The sequence below is a fragment of the Haloferax sp. Atlit-48N genome (assembly GCF_003383015.2).
Lineage (GTDB): Archaea > Halobacteriota > Halobacteria > Halobacteriales > Haloferacaceae > Haloferax > Haloferax volcanii.
Genome location: NZ_CP137689.1, coordinates 73171 through 96938 on the forward strand (window position 1 = coordinate 73171; position 23768 = coordinate 96938).

Below are 23768 nucleotides of genomic sequence, written 5' to 3' on the forward strand. Positions count from 1 at the left end.
ATTTCAACAGAGCGGCACTGTCTAGTTAAGCCAGTTTGAGGAACGAGCAGGTCGTTGAGTGTGTTTGGGATGGAGCTCGCAGACCTGCTCAGCGAGTGCTTTGCGACGGATTTAGAAGAAACGTGGGAGCGTGAGCGGACGGCGACAGCCGCCAGGGCGTTCGCTGTCCAGCTCCACGCGACCGGATGTTCGCTCAGAGAAACAAAACAGATTCTTCGATATCTCGGCGTTGAACGCTCTCACCAAGCTGTTTGGCAGTGGGTACATCGGCTGGCTGACAGCGGTCACAACCCGCCTGAGGCGAAGCCGAAGCGGGTTGCGGTCGACGAGACCGCTGTCAAAATCAATGGCGAGTGGTCTTGGTTGTACGCTGCAATAGACATCGAGACAAAGCTGATTCTTGACGTCGAATTATTTGGACGACATGGTACCGATCCGGCTGCTGCGTTCCTCCATCGACTCTCAGAGAAACACGACCTCTCAGACGCGGTGTTTCTCGTTGATGGTTACGGCTATCAGGCTGCCCTCTCACGATTAGGATTGACCGGTCGGCTTGACTACGTCGAGCGAAACCTCATCGAAAAATGGTTTCACACCCTCAAAATTCGAGTCGACCGCTTCCATAATTCGTGGGTGGGCAGTCACGGAAGCGTCCGCGAGTGGCTCATACAATTTGTGCAATACTACAATTTTCAGAGACCGCATCAAGCGCTCGATGGACGAACGCCAGTCGAGGAGGTTACTAACTAGACAGTGCCCATTTTAGGGCACTGTCTAGATAGCTGCTCGAACTATCGCTTGTCGAGGTATTGATGAGGAGCGTTGAAAATATCGGTCGTATGGGAACCAGTGCTGCTCGAATGACCGATGCGTTTCTTGTTGGGCTCGATCTTCGGGAACACCTCCGGTTCGGCAAGTCACTACTTGAAGCGTTCGAAGAACTTAAAATTCGGGTTAAGACGCTTGAACACGGCTATCCTGAGTGGCACCCATCATCGTATCCGTTTCACGGAATACTCAAACTCTTCTTCTACCGCGAAATCACTGGAAACAGCTATCGAAAACTCTCCGGCCATCACGAACTCGCCTCTGCGGTTGGCCTCGACCGCATTCCAGATATGTCGGTCTTATCGAGGACGTGGCGTAACCGCTTCGACGACGCCACTCGTGAGTTTGTCAAGCGGGGCGCACACCTGCTCGTCAAAAATATCAACGACTTTGGCCCGGCTGTTGCCGAAGTACGTCCTAAGCACGAAGTCACCGATTCCGAAGAGCGTGGCTCGGAGAAGCCTGAAAATGGAGAAGAACAGAGAATCACGTTCGACGACAAGGAGATCTTTCGTACGACTCGTCTTGCTCGTGAGCATTGCTTCAATCCATTTGACTCTGGCAGAGCAGAGAACTCGTCGTATGATGATTCTCGATTCTTCGAGTTACAGACGTTCATGGGAATGGTTGGCTGCGGGACTGCACAAGGTGCAGCTCGCTTTCAGTACCGACGTGGCAAAGAATATGGCCCACACGGTGACACCCACCTTCGGGCAGTCAAGCAATTCAATGGTGAGTCATTCCTCGATGGGTTCAACATCGCTACCGACCGGCTACTCTCAGTAATCGAGTCTGAAGTCTCGTTTCGGCGGCCAGTAACTGTCGCACTTGACATTACCACAGTGCCCTACTTTGGTGATGTCGAAGGAATGTCGATGGTCAGCGGGACGAAAGACGGTGATGGACGTGCGTTCAAGTTTGCCACCCTCTCGATTGTCGGCCAAAATGTCCCACTCGTATTGGCTGTCGAACCGGTTCGAGAGAGTTCAGCGTGGGATGACAATCCGCCGAATCGAATGCATCGGATTGTCCGGCGATTAGTTCGCCAAGCAAAGGAGCATGTCCCTATCGAGATGGTACTGTGTGACCGCGAATTCGACTCGATGAGAGTGTTTCAGACGCTCTCAAATCTTAACGTGGGGTACCTGATTCCTAAACGGACTACGAGCTCAGAGCATAAAGCGATTGAGCAGATGGAGCAAGACGACCAAGAGGTCGCCGTTGAGTCAGCGTCTGTCCACGTCGAACAGGGTTCACACGCGATGCAGTTTCTTTACGTTCCCTCGACGAAGTCGGATGGGACGACCGTCTTTGCGACGAATGCTCATGTTCAGCCGGAAGGGGCTGAAGCGTTCTGTCGTCGATACAGTAGTCGATGGCAAATCGAGAATGAGTACAAATCAATCAAACACGATTTCTTAGCGAAGACTTCCTCGAAGGACTACCGCGTTCGGTTGTTCTACTTCGTGTTCGCAGTTCTCTTGTACAATATCTGGCGGCTCACTGACTTTCTGTTGAAAGCTGCTGCTGACGGTGAGATGGACTACGCACCGATTGTAACCGCTGGAGAATGCGTTGAATTGGTCTCTTCGGCGCTGCTTCCGCCGGACTAGGTGAACGAACACTGGGCTTGCCCCTCGTGAGCGGTGGCACTATTTCTGGGAGAGATAATTAGATAGGTTCCTGACAATCACAGAGGGTTAACCGATTTTGGCAGATTTCCTAGCTCACTTTCTCCGTAATCTAGACTAATTCAGTGGCGAATCAACGCTAAAACTGCACATCCTCCGAAACTGTGAGTTCGTCGGAATTGTGGATTCTGTATAGCAACGTAGCATTTATCGACTGTTCGTCCTCTGAACGGCGATTCCTCTCTTAGCGCGTCTCAAATACGGAAAATCGAGCGACGCGGGGCGTCACTCGATGAGCGGGCTGTCCACGCGCGCGGCGGAGAGTTCGCTCGCCGCGAAGATGGACGCGAGCTCGGTTATCAGTTCGTCGTACGACTCGTCGTCCTCGCGCAGCGCGTCGAGTCGCTCGACGGTTCGACGGTCCAGTTCGACCGTCTCTGTTTGTACCTCCGGTTCGTAGCCGACCGGGTAGTCGTATTCGGCCTCGTTCGAGTTGGCAGTCGCCATCGTTCACCCCACTCCGGCATGCGTGCCGGTGCCATGACATACACAAGCATCCGATATGAGGATTTCGCGGGCTTCGACCCCGAGGGCGAACGCGAACGCGGTCTACACTCGGCCGTTTCTTCCCCCACCTCGGCCATAATAAATCACATTCCGCTATATCGAATTGCTTCCGTATCCGAGTCGAGGGAGTCATAGCCGGAGTGGGTTGTTTGAGGACAACCGATTTTATACTCGATAGGTTGTCGGACTCTAAATATATGTGTAAATATATTCCCAGACACGAGTCAATTCCTCCAGAAGTGAGTACTTTATCACGTTCTACTCGTCGAGCAGCTCGGTCTGTCGCGATTGTGGGCCGCACGACTCCGACAGGCGCTCTCCCGAGGTCGCGCCCCCTGATGTACGACCGTCGCATTCTCATCGACGCGCTGGCACACAGGCCGTTGTTCTGGCGGATGGTCAGACCGCTCGTCGCCCGCGGCGTTCGTCGTCGCCGGCGTCGAGCGCGCCGCCCGCCCCCGCTTGCTATTTGGTCACAGCGCACGCAGTTCTCGTATGTCCGCCGACGAGCCCCGCTACGACGACGAGGGGGTCCTGAAGAAGCAACAGTACAAACGGGAGTTGCACCGCCTTCAGGAGGAACTGGTGAAACTCCAGTACTGGATAAAGGAACGCGACCTCCGGGTCTGCGTCGTCTTCGAGGGGCGCGACGCCGCGGGGAAAGGCGGCGTCATCAAGCGCATCACCCGCCGGCTCAACCCGCGGGTCGCGCGGGTCGTCGCGCTCGGCAAACCCACGGAGCGCGAACAGGGCCAGTGGTACTTCCAGCGGTACGTCGAACAGCTTCCGACAGAGGGCGAGATGGTGCTTTTCGACCGGAGTTGGTACAACCGCGCGGGCGTCGAGCGGGTGATGGGTTTCTGCACCGACGAGGAGTACGAGGAGTTCCTGCGGACCTGCCCCGAGTTCGAGCGGATGCTCGTCCGCTCGGGTATCATCCTCGTCAAGTACTGGTTCTCCATCAGCGACGAGGAACAGGAACGGCGGTTCCAGAAACGAACAGACGACCCGAAGCGGCGGTGGAAGCTGAGTCCGATGGACCTCGAAGCGCGCTCTCGGTGGGTCGAGTACTCGAAGGCGAAAGACCGGATGTTCGAACACACCGACATCGACGAGGCCCCGTGGCACGTCGTCCACGCCGACGTGAAGCGCCACGCGCGGCTCAACTGCATCTCGCACCTGCTGGACCAAATCGACTACGAGGACCTCACGCCCGACCCCATCGAACTCCCGCCGCGACAGGACGACACCGGATACGAGCGGCCGCCAATCGACAGCCAAAACTGGGTGCCCGCGCGGTTCGGGGAGAACCCGGTCGACGATTAGTCCGCGTCCTCGGCCAACTGCTCGCCGACGATGCGGTCTGCCTCGGCGATGAACGCCTCGACTTCGCCCTTCGGAATCGTCGCGCCCGCGGCCACGTCGTGGCCGCCGCCGTCGCCGCCGACTGCACGGGACGCCTCGCGCATGACCGCCGAGAGGTCGAGCCCGTCTCTGACCATCACGTACGACCCGCGCGAGGAGACTTTCACTTCGCCTTCCTCGGTGTCGGCGAACGCGAGGACGGGAATCCCGTTTCGGGTCGCGTCGGTGCCGACGGCCATCCCGGCGACGATGCCGACGATGGTCTCGCGTATCTCGTCGCCCGCGTCGAACCACTGGAGGTTGTCCTCGACGCGGACGCCGTGTTCTTTCACCCACTGGAGGCCGTTCGAGAGGTTCTTGCGGTGGTTTCGCAGGAGCCTGCGCGCCCGGTCGAGCGCCGCGTCGCGCTCGCCGAGACAGACCGCGAGGCCCACGTCGGCGCGGTCGTAGCGCGCGGTCGCGTTCAGGAGCGTCGAGAACTCGCTCACGTCGCGGAGTTCGGTCCCCTCCCGCTCTCGAGAGAGCACGTAGGTCGTCCCCACGAGGTCGTCGATGCGGGAGGCGGGAACGCCGCTGGCGATGGCGCGGCGCATTAGGGCGCTGGCGAGCGTCTGGCGCTCGTCGCCGGTGAGGTCGACCCAGCGCTTCCACTCGCCGTCGTCGTCGCGGCAGGGCACGTCGAGTTCGGTCAGGAACTCGATGGCTCCGGCCTCGTTGTTCGAGATGCCGGGGATGCGTACGTCCGTCGCGTACTGGAGCAGTTTCGGGAGCGCGCGGGTCTGGCGGCCGTAGATGCGGAGGTCGGTGCCCTCCTCGACGACGCCGACTTCGACGCCCTCGTCGACGATGCCCGCGTTGGCCCCGCGGAGTTCGCCGTTCGTGTCCTGCATGTCCCCGACCGCGCCGACGACGGCGAGGGCGGCGAGGTCGCGGTTGTCGCCGGCGTCGGGTTCGAGCGCCCGCGCGAGGACGTAGCTCGCGCCCGCGCCGGAGAGTTCGCTCGCGCCGTTGAGACCGAACCGGAGCGGGTTGAGGTGGTGGTCGGTCTCGACGCCCTCGGCGGGCTGGTGGTGGTCGGCGATGACGGGGTGGAAGTCGCCCGCCGCCTCGTGGTCGGCGATGATGTCGAGTTGGCCGCTGCCGAAGTCCGTGAACAGCACGGTGTCGTAGTCGGTCGCCGCGATGTCGGCCACGGCGGCTTCGTCGAGTTGGCGGCAGAACACCGTCTCGAAGGGGATGTCGGCGCGTTCGAGCGCGGTCGAGGCGATGCCGGCGCTCGTCAACCCGTCGGCGTCGATGTGCGAGGCGAGGAGCACCCGGTCGGCGTCGCGGAGGCGGGCCGCGCAGGCCGCCGCGTGCTCTGTGAGTTCGGGGACGGGTCCGTCCATTGGTGTGGTACTCACGCCCTCTCCGGCATAAACGCTGGTAGTCCGGCCACGCGACCCCTTCGTTTCCACTCCAGTTCGACGGCGAACACGTGTCGCTCTTGCCGCGGCTTCGCGGATAAAGACTCGTCTCCCGCCGTCAGATTCGCCGTCTGACGACGAACAGGAGGACGGTCGCCAGCACCGTCGAACCGGCGACGAGCGCCCAGCCGGCCCCGTAGCCCGTCGATTCCACGACGAAGCCGAAAAGCGGCGGGGCGACGAGGCCGCCGACGTTGAGCGCGGTCTGGCCGCCGGCGGTCGCCGCGCCGATATCGCCGTCGTCGACGACGCCGCTCAGACAGGAGTAGAAGACGCCGGTCGAGCCGTGGATGGTGAGGCCGAGCGCGACGAAGACGGCGATGGTGAGCGCGAACGAGCCGCCGGTTCCGACGAGGAGCAAAAAGAGGGCAACCGCGCCGGCCAGTTGGACGAGCGCGACGGTGGCCGCGCCGCGGGGCCCGCCGAGGCGGTCCGCGAGGCTTCCCGCGCCGATGCGGCCGACGCTTCCGGTCACCTGCGTCGCCGCGAGGACGCCCCCGGCGAGCGCGGGACCGGTTCCGACCACGTCCTGCACGTAGAGGACGGTGTAGCCGAGCATCGAGAAGATGGACGCGCCGATGAACAGTCCGGCGGCGACGAGCGCGACGTAGGCGCGGTTGCCGCCGAGGCCGGCGAGTCGGGGGCGTTCGAGCCGTCCTGTCCCGGGGTTTCCGCGGTAGCGCGTCGCGAAGACGAGCGCGTAGCCGGCGGCGAAGACGGCGATGGCCCAGAAGCCGACCTGCCACGCCGCGACGACGGCGACGCCGGTGACGATGAGCGACGACGCCCCGCTGCCGACGGTGACGCCGACCTGCTTCAGCCCCATCGCGAGGTTCTTGCTCCCGGCGGGCGCGGCCGCGACGATGCCGCGGTTCGACGCCGGCATCGCGGTCGAGTAGGCCGCCCCGAGGAGCGCCACCGTCACCAACAACAGGAGGTACGACGGCGGCGCGAACGTGACGCCGACGAGCGCGACCGACAGCGCCAGCAGGCCGACGACCATCACGGGCTTTTCGCCGTAGCCGTCGACGGCCGCGCCGCTCGGAAAGAGAAACACCGTGTAACCGAGCAGGCCGGCGGTCAGGAACAGTCCGACCAGCGACTCGGAGACCGAAAACGCGTCGCGGACGAAGCCGGTCGCCGCGAAGATGGCGTAGTAACAGAGGCTCGCGGCGGTCTGCCAGCCGGCGACCGAGCCGACGGCGCGCCACGAGCCGTCTCCCGAGTCATCTCTCGTCTCGTCTTTCGTCTCGCTTCCCGTCACGTCACTCGTGATACGTCGGCGCGGCGGTCTCGACCGCGGCGACCGCGAGCGCTTCGAACGTCGCCTCGTCGGGGACGACCGTCACGTCGATGCCGTGGGATTCCGCGGTGTCGCGGGTCGGCGGCCCGATTGCGCCGACGACCGCGTCGTTCAGGCCGGCGATGGCCTCCTCGCGGATACCGCGCTCGGCGGCGGCGTCGAGGAAGTGTTCGACCGTGAGCGACGAGGTAAACAGGGCGGCTTCGAGGTCGCCGGCGGCGGCCAGCTCGGCCGACTCGCCGGCTCCCTCGGGGCGGACGAGCCGGTAGAGCACCGTCTCGTGAACGTCCGCGCCCGCGTCGCGCAGGCCGTCCGTGAGGACCGGACTGCCGTGGTCGCTCCTGGCGACTTCGACCGTCGCGCCGTCCACGTCGGGCGCGAGGTGGTCGACCAGTCCGGCCGAGGTGTACTCGTCGGGGACGCGGTCGACCGTCCAGCCGGCGTCGCGGGCGGCGTCGGCGGTCGCGGGGCCGATACAGCACAGCACCGCGTCGCCGGGGTTCCAGCCGGCCTCGTCGAGGAGTTCGACGCCGGTCTTGCTCGTCAGGACGACGAACGCGCCGGGTTCGGGCGTCGCGCCGGTCGGCTCGATTGCGAGCATCGGGTCGGGGACGGGGGTCGCGCCGAGCGAGTCGAGGAGTTCGACGGCGCGCTCGATGCGGTCGTCGTCGGGGCGGAAGACGGCCGCGCGGACCTGCTGGCTCATTCGTCCCCTCCCGCACCTCCGGAGGTCGGGTTCGCGTCCGCGCCCGCCTCGATGGCGTCCGCGCCGCCGCCTTGCAGGAACCCCTTCACGCGGTCGCGGGTCGCCGCGACCTCGCCGATGACGGTAATCGCGGGCGGCTCGATGTCGGTCTCGTCGCGCACGTCGACGATGGTGTCGAGCGTGCCGGTGGCGACGCGCATATCGGGCCACGTCGCCCGCTCGATGAGGGCGACCGGCGTGTCGCCGGCCAGCCCCGCCTCGCGGAGTTCGGCGGTGTAGAGCGGGAGTTTGCCGACGCCCATGAGGACGACGAGCGTCCCGCCGGTCGCGGCGAGCGCGTCCCAGTCGACCGCGGACTCGTCTTTCGTCGGGTCCTCGTGGCCGGTGACGAACGACACCGACGACACGTGGTCGCGGTGGGTGACGGGGATGCCCGCGGCACCGGCCCCGGCGACCGCCGAGGTGATGCCCGGCACGACTTCGAAGGGAATCCCGTTGTCTGCGAGGTGTTCCATCTCCTCGCCGCCGCGGCCGAACACGAACGGGTCGCCGCCCTTCAGGCGGACCACGTCCTTGCCCTCGCGGGCGAGTTCGACCAGTCGGTTGTTCGTGTACTCCTGCGGGGTCCACTCGCCGCCGGCGCGCTTGCCCACGTCCTCGCGCTTCTCGACCGGAATCATCTCGAGAATCTCCGGGCCGGGGAGCTTGTCGTGGAGCACCACGTCCGCCTCGTCGATGAGGCGGGCGGCCTTCATCGTCAGCAGTTCCGGGTCGCCCGGGCCGCTGCCGACGAGGTGGACCGTGCCGACGCCGTCGCCGTCGGTCGCGTCGTCGTTCGAGTGTTCGTCGGCTCCCGCGCGCTGGTCGTCGCCCGTCATCTCACTCCTCGGCCTCCTCGCGGGCGGCGTCGACTAACTGACCCGCACCGCGGTCGCGCAGGGCCGCCGCGAACTCGCGGGCGGCGTTGGCGTGGTTGCCGACGGGGAGGTCGCGAGAGGTCTTGATGGACTCCGAGCCGTCGGTCGAAAGCACCTGCACGTCGACGTGGACGTGTTCGCCCTGCAGGAGGGCGTGGACGCCGACGGGGGCGATACAGCCGCCGCCGAGTTCCGCGAGGATGGTCCGCTCGACGGTCGTCTCGACGCGGGTCCGCGGGTGGTCGAGTTTGTCGCGGATGAGTTCGATGACCTCCGAGTCCGCGGCGGTCACGGCGATGGCCCCCTGTCCGGGTGCGGGGACGAACGTCGTCCGCGGCAGGCGCTCGTAGTTCACCTTCTCGGTGAGCCCGCTGCGCTTGAGCCCGGCCTCCGCGAGGACGATGGCGTCGTACTCGGTTTCGACCTGCCGGCCGAGCGCCTGCCGTTCGAGTTCGGTGAGCCCCTCGAACCACTCGTCGGCGGTCTCGTCGAACGCCTCGTCGTGGTCGGTCTTGCCCTTCTTGCCCTGTCGCTCTTTGTCGTTTTCGACGCGGGCCTCGTGTTCGCGCTGGAGGTGCGTCGCCAGCAGTTTCTCGATGCGGGTGTCGACGTTGCCCCGGAGCGGCTCGACTTCGAGGTCCTCGCGGTAGTTCAGCAGTTGGGCCTGTCGGCGGAGCGACGACGTGCCGACGACGGCTCCCTCGGGCAGGTCGTCGATGTCGTGGCCCTCGGCCGTCACGAGCACGTCGCCAGCGGGCGCGCGCTCGGGCACGCCGGCGACGACGAGGTCGGCGGGCTTCTCGGTCGGCATGTCCTTCATCGAGTGGACCGCGGCGTCGACCTCGCCGTCGAGGACGCGCTCGTCGAGCGCGCGGACGAACGCGCCGGTCTTGCCCAGTCGGTGGATGAGTTCGTCCTGAATCCGGTCGCCCGTGGTCTCGACTTCGACGAGTTCGACGTCGAGTCGGCGGCCCGCGAGCGCCCCCTGCACGCTCGCGGCCTGCGCGCGAGCGAGCGCCGACCCTCGCGTCGCCAAGCGAAGTGTTGTAGTCATACGCGTCAGTCTGGCCCCCGCGTTGAAAAGCCCTCCAGTTCGCTCCCGCGCGCCGGGTCGAATCCGAACGGAAGACCGATACGGTCCCCGCGCGACGACCCGGACGATGCCCGCCCTCGATTCGGCCGTCCGGCAGGTCGGTGACTTCGTGGTCGTCGCCCTCCTCCTGTTCGGCCTGACCTCGGTCGTCGCGCCCCTCGACCTGTTTCTCTCGTCGGTCGGCGTCGAACCGCCGTGGTTCGCCGGCCTCGTCGCGGCCGCGCTCGTCGCGCTCGCGCTCCTCCTCGCGCGCCCCCTCCGCCTCCGACTCGTCGCCCGCGTCTGGGGCGTCGGTCTCGTCGTGACCGCCGTCTGGATTCCGCTGTTGGTCTTCCTCGAACTTCGGGGAAACCCGGTCGGCATCCTCGTCTCGTGGGCGGCCGCGCTCGGCGTCGGCGTCGCCCTGACCTACCCGCCGCTGTGGCGGGCGGCCGAGGCGCGACTGCGGGTCGAGTGAGGCGCGTTCGGCCCGGCCCGGCCCGGCCCGGGTCGAAGTCGCGACGGACGGTCCTCGCTCGCCTCGGCCGCCTCGCAGCCGTGTCGAAGTGCCGAACAGTTATCGGCCTCCGCGGCGACGACGCCGACGTGAACAGGTCCGCCCGTCTCGCCCTCACCTTCGGCGTCGCGTTCGTCGTCGCGCTCCCGCTCGGCTTCATCTTCGCGCCGGACCCGACCGGCATCGCCCCGCTGTTCCTCACCGCCGGACTGGCCGCCGTCTTCGGACTGCCGGTGTACTTCGGGCTCTCTCGGGCGAGCGGGTCGGAGTCGTGAAAAAGCGCGCGACCGGCGAATCGTCGATTATGGTTATAGCGCCGCTTTGTACGCTTCCAGCGTCTTCTCGATGTCCTCGTCGGTGTGGGCGTAGGAGACGAACTGCGATTCGAACTGGTTCGCCGTGAGGAACACGCCCCGGTCTTTCATCTCCTGCCAGAAGACGCGCTCCCAGCGGTCGGTCTCGGCGTTCGACACGTCCGCGCCGGTCTTCGGACAGGCGTCGTAGTTGGGACACGACTCGACCTGCGAACAGCCGTCGGCGCAGGCGTCGGCGCGCTCGGTCGCGCCGTGGCGCGTGAACACCGTCTTGAACATCGAGTCCGTGCCGACGACGGTGTACTCGGGTGCTTGGTCTTCGAGGATGTCCGTGATACCCGCCCGAAGCTTCTCGCCGAGGCGGTCGACGTGCCCGTACACGTCGTTTTCGGCGGCGTACTTCAGGTACTCGTGGCCCGCGGCCATCGTGACCGGGTGGCCCGAGAACGTGCCCGACTGGAACACGTCGCCGCCGGGGGTGAACTGCTCGACGAGTTCGGCCTTCCCGCCGACCGCGCCGACGGGGAAGCCGCCGCCGATAATCTTCCCGAACGTCGTGAGGTCGGGCGTGACGCCGAACTTGCCCTGCGCGCACTGGAGGCCGCCGACGCGGAAGCCGGTGATGACCTCGTCGAAGATGAGGAGCGCGCCGTGTGCCTCGGTCACGTCGCGGAGGGCTTCGAGGTAGCCGTCGACCGGGTGGACGATGCCCGTGTTCGCCAGAATCGGCTCGGTCAGCACCGCAGCGATGTCCTCGCCGTGTTCCGCGAACACCTCGCGGACGGTCTCCTCGTCGTTGAACGGGACGGGGATGGTGTGGTCAGCGAACGACGAGGGGATGCCGGGCGTCGAGGGCTTCGCGCCGTCGGGGCCGCCCTCGACGAGGGTGGACTCCTGTGCGCCGTGGTAGCCGCCCTGCATGACGACGATTTTGTCGCGGCCGGTGACGCCGCGGGCGAGGCGGACCGCCGAGACGGTCGCCTCCGTGCCGGAGTTGACGAATCGGAGCATCTCGACGGAGGGGACGTGCCGCGCGACGAACTCGGCGTGTTCGACCTCGATTTCGGTCGGCGCGCCGTACATCGGCCCCGCGGCGGCGTGCTTCTGGACCGCCGACTGGACGGGTTCGGGCGCGTCGTGGCCGTACAGCAGCGGCCCGTAGCCCATCACGTAGTCGACGTAGCGGTTCCCGTCGGCGTCGATGACGTGTGCGCCGTCGCCGCGCTCGACGAAGAACGGGTACGGTTGGGTCGCCCGGACGGAGGAGTTCACGCCGCCCGCGAGCACGGACAGCGCGCGGTCGTACAGCGCCCTTGACTCGTCGTGGTTCATGCGCGGCGGTTCGGCCGCTCGCGGGAAAGACCTTACTGGGCCGGCCGCACCTGCCGCCGGCGAACCAGTAGACGGGGCGACGCCCGCCCGGCCGGCGTCGCGGGACTGCGGCGACCTATCGGTTCGCTCCGGCGGCGGCGACCTACCGCGCCGTTCCGTCCGCGGCCGCGTCAGCGCCGTCGGCGTCGCCAGCCTCGACCGACCCGGCCAACAGCAGTCCGACCGCGTCGTTGAGCGCGTGGATGCAGACGAGCGCGACCACGTCGCGCACGAGGAGGTACATAATCGTCGTCAGGAGCGCGGGGACGGCGATTCTGGCGACCGCGCCGCGCTCCCAGCCGACGGCGTGGCTCGCGGTGAACGCGGCGAACGCGACGCCGCCCGCGAGGAGCGGACTGCCGGTGAGTTCGAGCAGGCGCTCGATAGCGTAGCCGTGGAACAGCACCTCCTCCGTGATGCCGGCGGTCCCGGCCACGAACAGTCGGTGTCTGACCGACAGCGAACCCAACCCGGACATCCCCTCGTCGAGGCCGCCGACGCCGAGTCGGTCGAAGACGGGCGTCGTCACCGCGTTCGCGGCGAACAGGACGAAGACGCCGCCGCCGACCACCGCGACGAACGCGAGGGGGGCAAGCGAGCGGCCGGTCATCGAGGACAGCGGCCGCCCCTCGACGACGAGCACGTAGCCGCACAGGAGGGCGAAGACGGCCCACTTGTTCGCGTCGCTGACGAGGAGGTCGGCGCGGAGGTCGTCGGGCTCGGCGAGATATCGGTCGGCGAGCAGGCCGACGCCGGCCATCCCGAACAGCGCGACGGCGAGTCCGCCGAGGACAGCGACAGTCACCACGTGGAGCCACCGCTCATCGTCACGACGCTCGGTGCGGAGGGGAAAAACGGTTTCGCGTGGGTTCGGCTCTCGCCCCGTGGGGGGCCACCGGTACGTTCGGCCGAGCGCGTATAACCCCGTCGCCCGTCAGGCTGACGACGCCGGGGACGGCTCGGCGCGACCGAACCGAACGAAAACAGCGGTCGGCGGCGTTCAGACCGCGTCGCGGCCGGTCTTGCCGGTGCGGACCTGCACCGCGCTCTCGACGGGGAGGGTGAACACCTTCCCGTCGCCTTTCTCGCCGGTCTGGGCGGCGTCGGCGATGGCGTCGACCACGTCGTCGGCCGGAATGTCAGCGACGACGCACTCGATTTTGACCTTCTGGTGGAGGTCGACGGTGTACTCCTCGCCGCGCCACTGACTCTTTTTCGCGGGCTGGGAGCCGCGGCCGGAGACGTTGGTGACGGTGAGCGACGGCGCGCCGATTTCGGCCAGCGCGGTCTTCACGTCCGAGAGCTTGTCGGGGCGGATGACCGCCATCACCATCTTGATTTCGCCGTCGTTCGGAGCGTCTGCATCACTCATGGGTTAGTCCTCCCGTCCCGTCGTCATGAATCCATCCCCGCTCGGGACGCCGGAGCCGTCGGTGCGGATGCCGGTGTCGTGGTCGGGCGAGCCGAACTCGGGGTAGGTGTCCACGCCGTGTTCGGCCGTGTCGAGGCCCTCGCGCTCGTGGTCCGAGGAGACGCGGACCTGTCCGAGGGCGCGGAAGCCGCCGAAGACGACCGCGGTGGCGACGAACGTCCAGATGGCGATGACGCCGACGCCGATGACCTGCGGGACGGCCAGCGAGACGAACGACGCGCCGTCGTGCCACAGCGGGACGGCGAACACGGGGTAGAGCAGCGCCCCGAGGACGCCCGCGGAGCCGTGGACGGGGAAGACCGCGCACACGTCGTCGATGCGGAGGCGCTTTTCGACGAACTCGAAGACGACCGGGAGCTGCGCGCCGGCGAGGAGGCCGACGACCAGCGCGCCCGGCCAGACGATGTCGTCGGCGATGGCGGTGATGCCGACCAGGCCGGCGAGGACGCCGTTGGCGACGTAGAGCGTGTCGACCTTGCCGGTCTTGTACATGGCGACGCCGCCAGCGCCGATTGCGCCCGCGGCCATGCCGAGGGTCGTCACGAGGGCGACCCGGCCGACGTAGGCGAACGAGCCGAGCGTGACCGCGCCGTCAGCGTACGCGAGCGGCGCGGCGGCGGTGCCGACGTTGAAGCCGTACCAGCCGAACGCGAGGATGAGCGTACCGAGGACGGCGAACGTGATGGAGTGACCGGGAATGACGTTCGCGGTGCCGTCGGGCTTGAAGCGGTCCATGCGCGGGCCGATAATCCACGCCGCGGTGAGGCCGGCGATGCCGCCCATGCCGTGGACGATCATGCCGCCGGCGAAGTCGTGGAAGCCGAGGGCGTCGAGGAAGCCGCCGCCCCACGTGAAGCCGACCACGACGGGGTAGATGACGCCCGCGATGAGGATGGTGTACGTGAGGTACGCGCGGAGCCGGGCGCGACCCGCCACGGCACCGGAGACGATGGTGGCGGCGGTCATGGCGAAGACGGCCCCGAACAGCCAGTCGACCCACGCCGTCGTCGCCGAGGCGTCGGGCGCGTAGAGGCTCATGAACGCCCCGGTGATGTCCAGCGCGGAGCCGCTGGTGAGGGCGGCGACGATGGACGACACGGCCGCGCCGAGCAGGAAGAACACGATGACGCCGATACTCCACGTCAGCAGGTTCTTGGTCAGTTGGTTGGCGACGTTCTTCGCGCGGACCTGCCCGGCTTCGAGCATGGCGAAGCCGGCGTGCATGAAGAAGATGAGGAACGTGACCGTGAGGACCCACACGAGGTTCACGCCCTCGACGACCGAGGCGAGGTCGGTCTGCAAGGGTGTCAACATACGATGCCTCCGGCGAGCGGTTCGAGCTGGGAAGTTGGACAGTCGTTCATATTGGTGCTCGATTCGCGACCGAATGTCTCGCGAACCATGAGAGATGCTATCTCAAGACGTTCATATAACGGTTCGCGTTGACAAACGTCTACAAAATGGTGTTCTGAGAGACGTATGTCCGATATAAGATGATATATGTCTTGTATAAGGTCGTAAGGTTGGCACTCAGTGAACAAATGTTGCCACACAACCCTACGAACGTAGTGTCGGAAAAGTAAACAGAACGACGTGGGGCGTTCGTCGAACCCCGGTCAGGTGCGCACTCGCGCGGACCACGACGAGAGCGGCGAAAGGAGACTTCCAGTCGGCTTCGGTCGCAGTTGCGCGCTCAGACCGCCGTCTCGCCCTCCTTGCCGGTACGGACCTGCACCGCGCTCTCGACGGGGAGCACGAATATCTTGCCGTCGCCTTTCTCGCCGGTCTGGGCGGCGTCGGCGATGGCGTCGACCACGTCGTCGGCGGGGATGTCGGCGACGACGCACTCGACTTTGACCTTCTGGTGGAGGTCGACGGTGTACTCCTCGCCGCGCCACTGCCCCTTCTTCGCGGGCTGGGAGCCGCGGCCGGAGACGTTGGTGACGGTGAGCGACGGCGCGCCGACCTCTGCGAGCGCGGTCTTCACGTCCGAGAGCTTGTCGGGGCGGATGATGGCCATCACCATCTTGATGCCCTGTTCTCCGTCGCTCATTGGCTGTCACCTCCGTTGGCTTCGACGGTCTCGTCTTGCTCGACGCCACCGTCGGTGCGGACGTCGCTGCCGCCGTCGGTCGCCGTGGGCGAGCCGAGCGCGCCGTCGGGACCGGCGTCGCCGACGAATTCGGGGTAGACCGAGACGCCGTGTTCGCCGGCGTCGAGGCCCTCTTCTTCCTCTTCTTCCGAGACGCGGAGGCCGAAGACGGCGTCCGCGATGGCGAAGACGACGGCCGAGGCGATGATGGTCCACGCGGCGATGACGACCACGCCGACGACCTGCATCACGAGCTGGGTGCCGGAGAAGCCGCTCACCGCGAAGACCGGGATGAGCGCCGTGCCGACCGCGCCCGCGACGCCGTGGACGGCGAAGACGCCACACACGTCGTCGATTTTGAGCGAGTCGACGGTCCAGCGGTACGCCGGCAGGACGATTGCGCCGCCGAGCGCGCCGAGGATGAGGCCGCCCCACCACGTGACGTGGGGGACAGCGCCGGTGACTGCGACGAGCCCGGCGAGCAGGCCGTTCGCCATCCAGAGGGGGTCGGGCTTGCCCTGGTAGCTCGTCGAGACGATCATCGCGGCGACCGCGCCGGCGCCCATGCCGAGGGTCGTCACGAGGGCGACGCGACCGAGCGCGGCACCCATGAACTCCAGTCCGCCGCTTTCGGTGGCCGCGAGGACGGTCGCCTGCGTGCCGACGTTGAAGCCGTACCAGCCGAACGCGAGGATGAGCGTGCCGAGGACGGCGAGCAGCATCGAGTGGCCCGGGATGGGCTGGCTGTTGCCGTTCGAGTCGAAGCGGCCCTTACGCGGGCCGACCATCTTCGCGCCGACGAGGCCGGCGACGCCGCCGCACATGTGGACGACGGTCGCACCGGCGAAGTCGAGGTAGCCGACGCCGAGCGCGGCACCGATGTAGCCGCCACTCGAGAGGAGACCACCGGACCACGTCAGGCCCTGCACGACGGGGTAGATGAACCCCGTGATAGTCGCCGCGAAGACGATGTACGCGCGGAAGTCCATGCGCTCTGCGACCGCGCCGGAGACGATGGTGGCGGCGGTCATGGCGAAGACGGCCCCGAACAGCCAGTCAATCCACGCGCCGGAGTCTCCGATGTACGAGAACGCGGCGGCGACGTCGAAGCCGCCGGGCGACGTGAGGCCGCCGACGATTGTCGCGACCCCCGCGCCGACGAGGAAGTAGACGAGCACGCCGAGCGCCCAGTCGGTCATGTTCTTCATCAGCACGTTGCCCACGTTCTTCGCGCGTACCTGCCCTGCCTCTAAGAGCGCGAAGCCCGGCTGCATGAAGAAGATGAGGAACGAGACGACGAGGATCCAGACGTAGTTGACCCCCTGCGCGATAACGCTCGGGTCGACTTGGAGCGGTATCACGACTGCCCACCCCATGCGGTCTCCGGTGACCGTTCAGTTACTTTTGCTCCGTATCCGTGTGGATTCTGGTGCTTCATCACGGTTCGGCTTCATGGTGAGTTAGTACATAAAGTGTGGGGTTGGTTTTGTCAAATTTACTGGGGCGTAATACCACAACTGCACAAAATGGGCTAGAATATTACGCATATAAGGTTGTATATCGTCCAAGGGTTTTGAGATTCTCGGGCGTTCTCTGGACGAACGTTCAGGAAAATGTTGCCTGACAAGTGTGTTTTGGCCGTGCGCGCCGCGGTATCGTGTCCCGTGGTGCGCGTCTCGAACCGGTCGGTCGTGAGCGGTCGATTCGCCGCTCGTCTCAGTCGAGTTGCCGCGCGACGTGCTCCGCGAAGTACGTGATGATGAGGTCCGCGCCCGCCCGCTTCATCGATAGGAGCGACTCGTGGGCGACCGCGTCGAGGTCGAGCCAGCCCTTCTCGGCGGCGGCGTGGAGCATCGCGTACTCGCCGGAGACGTTGTAGGCGGCGACCGGGTGGTCGTAGCCCTCGCGGATGGCGCGGACGATGTCGAGATACGGCAGGCCCGGCTTGACCATCAGCACGTCCGCCCCCTGTTCGACGTCGAGGGCGACCTCGCGCAGCGCCTCCCGGGCGTTCGCGGGGTCCATCTGGTAGTGCCGTCGGTCACCGAACGCCGGCGCGCCGTCGGCCGCGTCGCGGAAGGGGCCGTAGAAGGCGCTCTCGTACTTCGCGGCGTAGGACATGATTGGTATCTCGTCGTGGCCGGCGTCGTCGAGCGCCGTGCGAATCGCGCCGACCATCCCGTCCATCGAGGCCGAGGGGGCGACCATGTCCGCGCCCGCCTCGGCGTGGGAGATGGCCGTCTCCGCGAGCAGGTCGAGGGTCGGTCCGTTTTCGACCGTCAGCGTCGGGTCGTCCTCGGCGTGGTCCTCCAGCACGCCGCAGTGGCCGTGGTCGGTGTACTCGCAGAGACAGACGTCGGTGATGACGTAGGCGTCCGTCTCGGCGGTGATGGCGCGGACGGCCTCCTGAACGACCCCGTTTCGCGCGTACGCGCGAGACCCCTCGGGGTCTTTCGACTCGGGGATGCCGAAGACGATGACGGCTTCGACGCCCGCCTCGCGGACCTCGGCGACGCGGTCGGCGGCCTCGTCGACCGGCACGCGCTCGTGGCCCGGCATTGACTCGATGGGGACGCGCTCGTCGGTCGTCGCGTCCACGAAGACGGGCGCGACGAGGTCGGTCGCGTCGAGGGTCGTCTCCGAGACGAGCGGCCGAATCCCGTCGGTTCGAAGCCTGCGGGGGCGGTCGGTGAACTTCATACGCCGGGTTCGGTCGGCGGCGGCAAAATGCCGTCGCTCCCGTCGGTTCGCGCCGCGTTATCCAAACCATAATGAACATGATTCCGCTCGAAACACGCATACGACATGAGCGCCTTCACCGCCCAACTCCCCGACTTCCTCCGCGAACTCCTCGCGTCCGACCTCGCCCTCGTCGCCCTCTTTTTCGTGTTCGTGCTGGAGGGCGCGATGCTCCTCTACGTCGCGCCGAGCGAACTCCTCGTCCCCGGTGCGCTGGTGCTGGTCGGCGAGCGACTGCTGCTTCCGATTCTCGCCGTCGCCGTGCTCGGCGCGACCGTCGGTCAGGTCGGACTGTTTCTCGTCGCCAAGCGGGGCGGCCGCGAGTATCTCCTGTCGCGGCCGTGGTTCCGCGTCAGCGAAGACTCCCTCGACCGGTTCGACGGCTGGTTCGACCGCTGGGGTCCCGTCGTCGTTCCGCTGAGCAACGCGATGCTGTTCACCCGCGGGATGCTCACCGTGCCGGCGGGGCTGTCCGGGATGTCGGTAAAGCGGTTCCTCGCGCTCTCGGCGCTCGGGACCGTCGTGTTCGAGAGCGCGCTCGCGGCGCTGTACGTGTTCGGCGGCCAAGTGCTCGCGTGAGCGGACGCGCCGCCGACCGAGGCGGGTCGGCGCGGCGGCGGTAGGCTGACGTTAGTGGAGGGACTGCTGTGGGGTGGCCGTCACTTTGTTCGGTTAATATCGAGTTTTTCCTTCAGGGCGGCGAGTTCCTCGGATTCGGCGAGTTCCTCGACCCGCTTGCGGAAGTGTCGCTCGCAGAGGCCGACCTTAATGTGGTCTTTCTCCGCGGCGTATGCGGCCTCACGGTCGCAGTAGTGACACTGCATACCGCCCCTTCAGTTCCGATAGGATTTAACTCTACGCCCCACGGCACGTTCCGGGTTATTCACGGACTAACACGGTTAGAGACCGTCTACCGCCGCGGCGAACCGGGCGAAGTCGGTCTCCGGCGGCCCGGCGCGGCCGAGCGTCTCGTCGTGGGCGTCGCTCCCGCCCGTGGCGAGCAGGCCGTAGCGCTCGACGGCCTCCTCGACGAGGTCCGCCTCGACATCGAAGCCGTAGGGATAGTAGCGTTCGACGGCGTCGAGGTCGGCACAGAGTTCGAGCGCGCCGGCGGGGTCGCGGTAGCGAAACGGGTGTGCGAGGCCGACCACGTCGCAGGCGTCTCGCAGGGCCGCCACGCCGTCGTCGAACGTCGGGAGTTCGCGCGCGACGTAGCAGGGACCGTCCGCGCCGATGAGTTCGTCGAACGCGCCCTGGTAGTCGTAGGGTGCCTCGCTGGCGTCGATTGCGCGGGCGACGTGCGGCCGGCCGACGCCGTCGTGGATGTCGATATCGAGGCGGACTCCGGTCTCTTCCTCGACCGCCGCGACGATTTCGCGCGCTCGTTCGACGCGGTTCCGCTGGAGTCGTTCGACCGTCTCGACGAGAGCGGGCCGCTCCCTGAGACCGTACCCGAGGAGGTCGACCCGGCGGTCGCCGGCGTCGACGCGCAGTTCGATGCCGCGGACGACTGTCACGCCGTCGCGTTCGACCACCGGCGCGTCGAGCTCCGGGTGATAGCGGTCGTGGTCCGTCACGGCCACCACGTCCACCCCGCCCGCGCGGGCCGCGTCGGGGAGCGCGTCGATAGTGAGCCGGCCGTCCGAGGCGGTCGTGTGGAGATGGAGGTCCGCGACCGGCGGGCTGTCGTCCATGTCTCGTGGTCGGGGCGAGGGGGAGACAAACGTTGCGCCCAGTACGTCATTAAGGACGATTAAGGACTCCAATGCCACTAATCAAATACATGGAAAATCATTAAGAATGATGACGGTCCAGTTGTGGGTGTAATGCGCCTGAACGGACTCGGCGACGCGATTGATCGCCACGAATACCCGATTAGCTCGACCGACTTCGCCCAACGTCACGGCGACGAAGTAATCGAGCTCCAGAACGGTCAGGAGACCGTCGCACAAATCCTGGCCCGTCTCGGCGACGAGACGTACACGTGCCCGCAGGACGTGCGGGACGCCCTCTTGACCGGTGTCGGACACGAGGCAATCGGTCGCCGCTACTACAGTGACCGCGACCCGTCCCCGCTCGGTGAGAACGGACCAGAGATGGTCTCGTTCTGAGGTCGGCTCTCGTCTCGCTCCGATTTTTCTTTCTCCCCGCGATCCCCGAGCCGTCGGCTCGGCGTCCCGCTCGTTGATTCGTTCATTCGCTGATTCGCCCGTATCACCGCCGTTCACGGGCCGAAGCGGCCGACAGCCGACGGCCGACAGGAGTCCGCCCCGTCACTCGGTGAGCCACGGCAGGTCCACCGGGACCGACCCCTTGGAGTAGCCTTCGACCGCTCCCGACGGCCGGAGGCGGAAGACGACGGCCGGTCGGTGCCGAACGTCGGGCTTCTCGCCCATGATGGCGGCCCAGTCGTCGTCGGGGAACGACGAACAGTCGACGAACAGCGTCACGCCGCCGCCGTGTTCCGCGAGTTGGCCTTCACCGTTGGTCTTGGTCTGAGCCGTGTCGCGGATGGCGGCGACGGGGTTGCTCACGGAGCGTCGGTTCGGCGGCAGCGGGCGCGTCACCTCGATGAGCGCGCCGCCCGCGCGGGTGTTCTCGGCGCGGAAGTCGATGGAGTGGCCGGTCGCCACGGCGATTTCGGGCGTGATGTCGTAGCCCGCGTCGTCGAGGAGGTACGCCACGTCGAACTCGCCCATCGCCGCGGCCATCCGTATCGGGTCGAAGTACTCCGAGGTGCCGAGCTTTCCGGCCATGACCTCGCGGTACTCGTCGAGGACGCCCGTGGCGAAAAACGACTCGTAGAACTCTAGGGCCTCCTCGCGGGTCGCGTCCGGGAAGCCCGCGGCGTGGTCGTGGAAGAACTCGCGGGTCGTCTCGCGGCCGTCCTTCGAGAGGAACACCGGGAGGAAGAACCACGAGAGGTGCGGATAGGGCTTCAGCCACGGCGACTGGTCGAACAGCTCGGCGATGAGCTCGCGCTGGGCCCACCGGGAGACCTCGAAGGGGGCCTCGTCGAAGCCCTCCTTGTCGGTCCGCCACAGCGAACTCGGCGTCTCGGTGTTGCCGATCCAGTAGGCGTGGTCGTCGGTCCACGCGAACAGCGCGGTGTCGCCGTTGTCCATATCGAACCGTCGGGCCTCGTAGCCGTCGGGCGGTGCGTACCACGGCGCACCCATCTCGGCACCGAGGTTGGCGTCGAGCGGCTGGAAGACGTCGCGGCCGATGCGCGACTCGTCCCAGCGACCGGGGGCGTAACGAAAGCGAAGCGGGCGTGCCACACACGGTGTAGTTCGGCGATTGTTTTTACGCTTTCCTGCGACAGCCCCGAATTTCGGCTCCATCCCCGCTCGGTTCGGCGCTCCGGTCCCCCGTCTCCAGAATATCACGATTGTGAACGTCTCCGATAGTTATATGTGGTACTCTACCACATGGTAAGTCGAACCATGTCAATGGGGGCATACGACGAAGCCGAACACGAACGCCGCGAGCGGATGACGAGTCAGGTCGAACCCGGTACCGACGACGACCGGAAGACGTACCACGGCAGCGTCGAGTACGACTCCGGCGACTCGACCGACGCGCTGCTCGAACAGTTCAAGCGGATGAAGTCCGACGACTGACCCGTCCCTCTCCTGTTCCTGCGTCCCTCACGTCCTCGTCAGCGCCGCCGCCGTCACCGAGACGACGGTCACGGCGACGACGTGCCCGCCGACCGCGAGCAACAGCACCGGCTGGTCCGCGACGAACGGGAGCAACAGCACCTGCGCGGCCGCGAAGCCGACGTTCAGGAGGTTCACTCGCCTGACTGTCTCGGCGGTCGGACCGTCGAATCGGTAGCGAACGGCCCCCCAGAGGCCGACGACGGCCGCCCACCACGACGTGCCGATTCGGTAACAGAGGTCCCAGAGGACGAGCAGCGTCAGGTAGACGACCACGACCGGCGGCTCGGGGCCGAACAGCGTCGTTATGAGCGGCGTCCCCGGCTGTCGCGGGTCGAAGACGAACAGATGCGTCACGAGCGCGACGAACGCGAGCACGCCCAGCACGACTTCGATGCTCGACCCGAACAGCAGGCGTCGATAGGGAGCGGGCACTCTCGCGGCGCGGGTCCACTCGCCCATGCGGAGCATCACGACGCTCCCCGCGGCCGCGACGACGATGGCCGCGGTGCCCGCGACCGCCGCGGCCCACAGGTCGTACACCCACGCGAAGACGAGCACCGCGACCTCGAACACGGCGATTTGGAGGGCGATAGCGCCCGCCTCACCGATGTTCACGCCCGGGAGCGCGCCGACGATGCTCTCGTACACCCACGTCTCGCCGTACTCCGGGGCGTCGTTCATGTCCCGCTCCTACGGCCCCGCGGTATATCAATCGCCGCCGCGCTCGGGATGCTCGGGGCGGTCGGGGCGGTCGAGGCGCGCGGACGGGCGGTCCGGGTCCCGTTCACGTCGGGGTCGTCGACGCCGGTTCGACGGTTTTCTCCCGCTGCTCGCGCTCCCCGCGGAGCGCCCGCTCAACCGCGGCGTCGAACGGCGTCTCGTCCACCGCGACGATGTCGCGGATGCGGTCGTCGCCCACGACGACGGGGTTTTTCAGCCCCTCGATGAGCGGGCGGGCGACGCCCGTGTCCACGTCGGTCACGAGGCCGATCCAGTACGACGAGAGCCGCGGCGTCAACACGGGCACGGGGACGATTCGCGGCGCGTGGCCCAACTGCGCGCCGACGCGCTGGAGCATCTCCCGATAGGTGAGCACGTCGGGGCCGCCGATTTCGTAGGTCTCGCCCGCCGTCTCGGGGTGGTCGAGGACGCCCGCGAGGTAGGCGACCACGTCCGCGATGGCGACGGGCTGACACCGCGTCTCGACCCACTGCGGCGTCACCATGACCGGGAGACGCGTGGCGAGCTGGCGGACCATCTCGAAGCTCGCGCTCCCCGCGCCGACGATGATGGCCGCCCGGAGCGTCGTGAGTGCGGGCGCGCCCGACGCGAGAATGTGTTCGACCTCGCGGCGCGACCGCAGATGCGCCGAGAGTTGGTCGCGGTCCTCGCCGAGGCCGCCGAGGTAGACGAGTCGTTCGACGCCGGCGGACCCGGCGGCGTCCACGAAGTTGCGGGCGGCGAGCCGGTCGCGCGCCTCGAAGTCGCCGCCGGCGTGCATCGAGTGGATGAGGTAGTACGCCGCGTCCACCCCCGCCATCGCGGGGTCGAGCGTCGCCGGTTCGAAGATGTCGCCCTCGACCACCTCCACGCCGGGCGGACCGTCGTAGCGCGCCGCGTCGCGGACGAAGACGATCACGTCGTGGTCGGCGTCGAGGAGGAGGGGTACGAGGTGCCGGCCGACGAACCCGGTCGCACCGGTCACGAGCACTTTCATGCCATACGGTAGCGCCGCTCACGATGTTAACGTATCGCCCGTCCGACCGACCACCGACCGACCACC

Annotated in this window: 26 protein-coding genes; 8 read left to right on the forward strand and 18 right to left on the reverse strand. The window is 66.7% G+C overall.

The genetic code is table 11. The annotated features are described in order from the left end of the window. Positions 1-69 precede the first annotated feature (69 nt). Together DEQ67_RS00355 and DEQ67_RS00360 are read left to right on the forward strand one after the other, a co-directional pair. Positions 70-750, forward strand: coding sequence for an IS6 family transposase (locus tag DEQ67_RS00355; RefSeq protein WP_115891880.1), 681 nt, complete (start codon positions 70-72; stop codon positions 748-750). Positions 751-839: 89 nt separating this feature from the next. Next, positions 840-2441: a transposase gene (locus DEQ67_RS00360; protein ID WP_115891879.1), complete on the forward strand. Its 1602-nt coding sequence runs from the start codon at positions 840-842 to the stop codon at positions 2439-2441. A gap of 303 nt (positions 2442-2744) precedes the next feature. On the opposite strand, the gene DEQ67_RS00365 is transcribed toward DEQ67_RS00360, so the two are convergent. Then, positions 2745-2966 (reverse strand): DUF7557 family protein, encoded by a 222-nt coding sequence (locus tag DEQ67_RS00365; RefSeq protein ID WP_004065778.1) that lies wholly within the window; start codon positions 2964-2966, stop codon positions 2745-2747. Between the two features lie 555 nt (positions 2967-3521). Between DEQ67_RS00365 and ppk2 the strand changes: the two genes are divergently transcribed. After that, positions 3522-4352 (forward strand): polyphosphate kinase 2, encoded by an 831-nt coding sequence (gene ppk2, locus DEQ67_RS00370; protein WP_006600836.1) that lies wholly within the window; start codon positions 3522-3524, stop codon positions 4350-4352. Here ppk2 and DEQ67_RS00375 read toward each other — a convergent pair. From DEQ67_RS00375 to hemC, 5 genes are all read right to left on the reverse strand, one after another. After that, the gene (locus DEQ67_RS00375) at positions 4349-5779 is read right to left on the reverse strand and encodes a single-stranded-DNA-specific exonuclease RecJ (RefSeq protein ID WP_006600835.1); all 1431 of its coding nucleotides are present in this window, start codon (positions 5777-5779) and stop codon (positions 4349-4351) included. The two genes, ppk2 and DEQ67_RS00375, sit on opposite strands and share 4 nt — an antisense overlap. A 136-nt stretch (positions 5780-5915) precedes the next feature. Continuing rightward, positions 5916-7121 (reverse strand): MFS transporter, encoded by a 1206-nt coding sequence (locus DEQ67_RS00380; RefSeq protein WP_115860681.1) that lies wholly within the window; start codon positions 7119-7121, stop codon positions 5916-5918. 1 nt (position 7122) lies between these two features. Next, on the reverse strand, positions 7123-7866 hold the full coding sequence (locus tag DEQ67_RS00385) for a uroporphyrinogen-III synthase (RefSeq protein ID WP_115801993.1): 744 nt from the start codon (positions 7864-7866) through the stop codon (positions 7123-7125). Then, positions 7863-8744: a uroporphyrinogen-III C-methyltransferase gene (gene cobA / locus DEQ67_RS00390; protein ID WP_115801994.1), complete on the reverse strand. Its 882-nt coding sequence runs from the start codon at positions 8742-8744 to the stop codon at positions 7863-7865. Before cobA ends, DEQ67_RS00385 begins: the two co-directional genes overlap by 4 nt. Before the next feature lies 1 nt (position 8745). Further along, positions 8746-9819, reverse strand: a complete 1074-nt coding sequence (hemC, locus tag DEQ67_RS00395; RefSeq protein ID WP_188148645.1) for a hydroxymethylbilane synthase — start codon at positions 9817-9819, stop codon at positions 8746-8748. A gap of 124 nt (positions 9820-9943) precedes the next feature. On the opposite strand from hemC, the gene DEQ67_RS00400 reads away from it, so the two are divergent. Then, positions 9944-10333 (forward strand): hypothetical protein, encoded by a 390-nt coding sequence (locus tag DEQ67_RS00400; RefSeq protein WP_115860677.1) that lies wholly within the window; start codon positions 9944-9946, stop codon positions 10331-10333. 128 nt (positions 10334-10461) lie between these two features. Next, a complete protein-coding gene (locus DEQ67_RS00405; protein WP_223173859.1) occupies positions 10462-10647 on the forward strand; it encodes a hypothetical protein in 186 nt (61 codons plus the stop codon). Between the two features lie 33 nt (positions 10648-10680). On the opposite strand, the gene hemL is transcribed toward DEQ67_RS00405, so the two are convergent. The 7 genes from hemL to hemB form a co-directional block, all read right to left on the reverse strand. Then, positions 10681-12018 (reverse strand): glutamate-1-semialdehyde 2,1-aminomutase, encoded by a 1338-nt coding sequence (gene hemL, locus DEQ67_RS00410; RefSeq protein ID WP_115801997.1) that lies wholly within the window; start codon positions 12016-12018, stop codon positions 10681-10683. A gap of 142 nt (positions 12019-12160) precedes the next feature. Further along, the gene (locus DEQ67_RS00415; protein ID WP_115891720.1) at positions 12161-12865 is read right to left on the reverse strand and encodes a CPBP family glutamic-type intramembrane protease; all 705 of its coding nucleotides are present in this window, start codon (positions 12863-12865) and stop codon (positions 12161-12163) included. Positions 12866-13057: 192 nt separating this feature from the next. Further along, positions 13058-13429: a P-II family nitrogen regulator gene (locus tag DEQ67_RS00420; protein WP_004045139.1), complete on the reverse strand. Its 372-nt coding sequence runs from the start codon at positions 13427-13429 to the stop codon at positions 13058-13060. 3 nt (positions 13430-13432) lie between these two features. Beyond that, on the reverse strand, positions 13433-14803 hold the full coding sequence (locus DEQ67_RS00425; protein WP_115802000.1) for an ammonium transporter: 1371 nt from the start codon (positions 14801-14803) through the stop codon (positions 13433-13435). A gap of 379 nt (positions 14804-15182) precedes the next feature. Then, the gene (locus tag DEQ67_RS00430; protein ID WP_004045143.1) at positions 15183-15542 is read right to left on the reverse strand and encodes a P-II family nitrogen regulator; all 360 of its coding nucleotides are present in this window, start codon (positions 15540-15542) and stop codon (positions 15183-15185) included. Next, a complete protein-coding gene (locus DEQ67_RS00435) occupies positions 15539-16957 on the reverse strand; it encodes an ammonium transporter (RefSeq protein ID WP_115891721.1) in 1419 nt (472 codons plus the stop codon). Before DEQ67_RS00435 ends, DEQ67_RS00430 begins: the two co-directional genes overlap by 4 nt. A gap of 340 nt (positions 16958-17297) precedes the next feature. After that, entirely contained in the window at positions 17298-18281 is a 984-nt protein-coding gene (gene hemB, locus DEQ67_RS00440; protein WP_115891722.1) for a porphobilinogen synthase, read from the reverse strand. A gap of 105 nt (positions 18282-18386) precedes the next feature. Between hemB and DEQ67_RS00445 the strand changes: the two genes are divergently transcribed. Then, positions 18387-18899 (forward strand): DedA family protein, encoded by a 513-nt coding sequence (locus DEQ67_RS00445; protein ID WP_004065754.1) that lies wholly within the window; start codon positions 18387-18389, stop codon positions 18897-18899. An 80-nt stretch (positions 18900-18979) separates the two neighbouring features. Here the strand turns inward: DEQ67_RS00445 and DEQ67_RS00450 are convergent, their stop codons facing one another. Next, positions 18980-19144 (reverse strand): DUF6757 family protein, encoded by a 165-nt coding sequence (locus DEQ67_RS00450; RefSeq protein ID WP_004045157.1) that lies wholly within the window; start codon positions 19142-19144, stop codon positions 18980-18982. A 75-nt stretch (positions 19145-19219) separates the two neighbouring features. After that, positions 19220-20014 (reverse strand): PHP domain-containing protein, encoded by a 795-nt coding sequence (locus DEQ67_RS00455; RefSeq protein WP_004065753.1) that lies wholly within the window; start codon positions 20012-20014, stop codon positions 19220-19222. Positions 20015-20146: 132 nt separating this feature from the next. Here DEQ67_RS00455 and DEQ67_RS00460 point away from each other — a divergent pair, with 132 nt between their 5' ends. Next, positions 20147-20431 (forward strand): DUF5789 family protein, encoded by a 285-nt coding sequence (locus DEQ67_RS00460; RefSeq protein ID WP_004045161.1) that lies wholly within the window; start codon positions 20147-20149, stop codon positions 20429-20431. Between the two features lie 162 nt (positions 20432-20593). Here the strand turns inward: DEQ67_RS00460 and DEQ67_RS00465 are convergent, their stop codons facing one another. After that, positions 20594-21601, reverse strand: coding sequence for a DUF5784 family protein (locus DEQ67_RS00465; RefSeq protein WP_004065752.1), 1008 nt, complete (start codon positions 21599-21601; stop codon positions 20594-20596). A 165-nt stretch (positions 21602-21766) separates the two neighbouring features. Between DEQ67_RS00465 and DEQ67_RS00470 the strand changes: the two genes are divergently transcribed. Beyond that, complete coding sequence (locus tag DEQ67_RS00470; protein ID WP_004045169.1) at positions 21767-21943, forward strand: DUF5786 family protein; 177 nt, start codon at positions 21767-21769, stop codon at positions 21941-21943. Between the two features lie 27 nt (positions 21944-21970). On the opposite strand, the gene DEQ67_RS00475 is transcribed toward DEQ67_RS00470, so the two are convergent. Continuing rightward, a complete protein-coding gene (locus DEQ67_RS00475) occupies positions 21971-22666 on the reverse strand; it encodes a DUF7530 family protein (RefSeq protein ID WP_115802003.1) in 696 nt (231 codons plus the stop codon). Between the two features lie 103 nt (positions 22667-22769). Continuing rightward, positions 22770-23702 carry an NAD(P)H-binding protein gene (locus tag DEQ67_RS00480; RefSeq protein ID WP_115802004.1) on the reverse strand — a complete coding sequence of 311 codons (933 nt, stop codon included), beginning with the start codon at positions 23700-23702 and terminating at the stop codon, positions 22770-22772. Between the last annotated feature and the right edge of the window lie 66 nt (positions 23703-23768).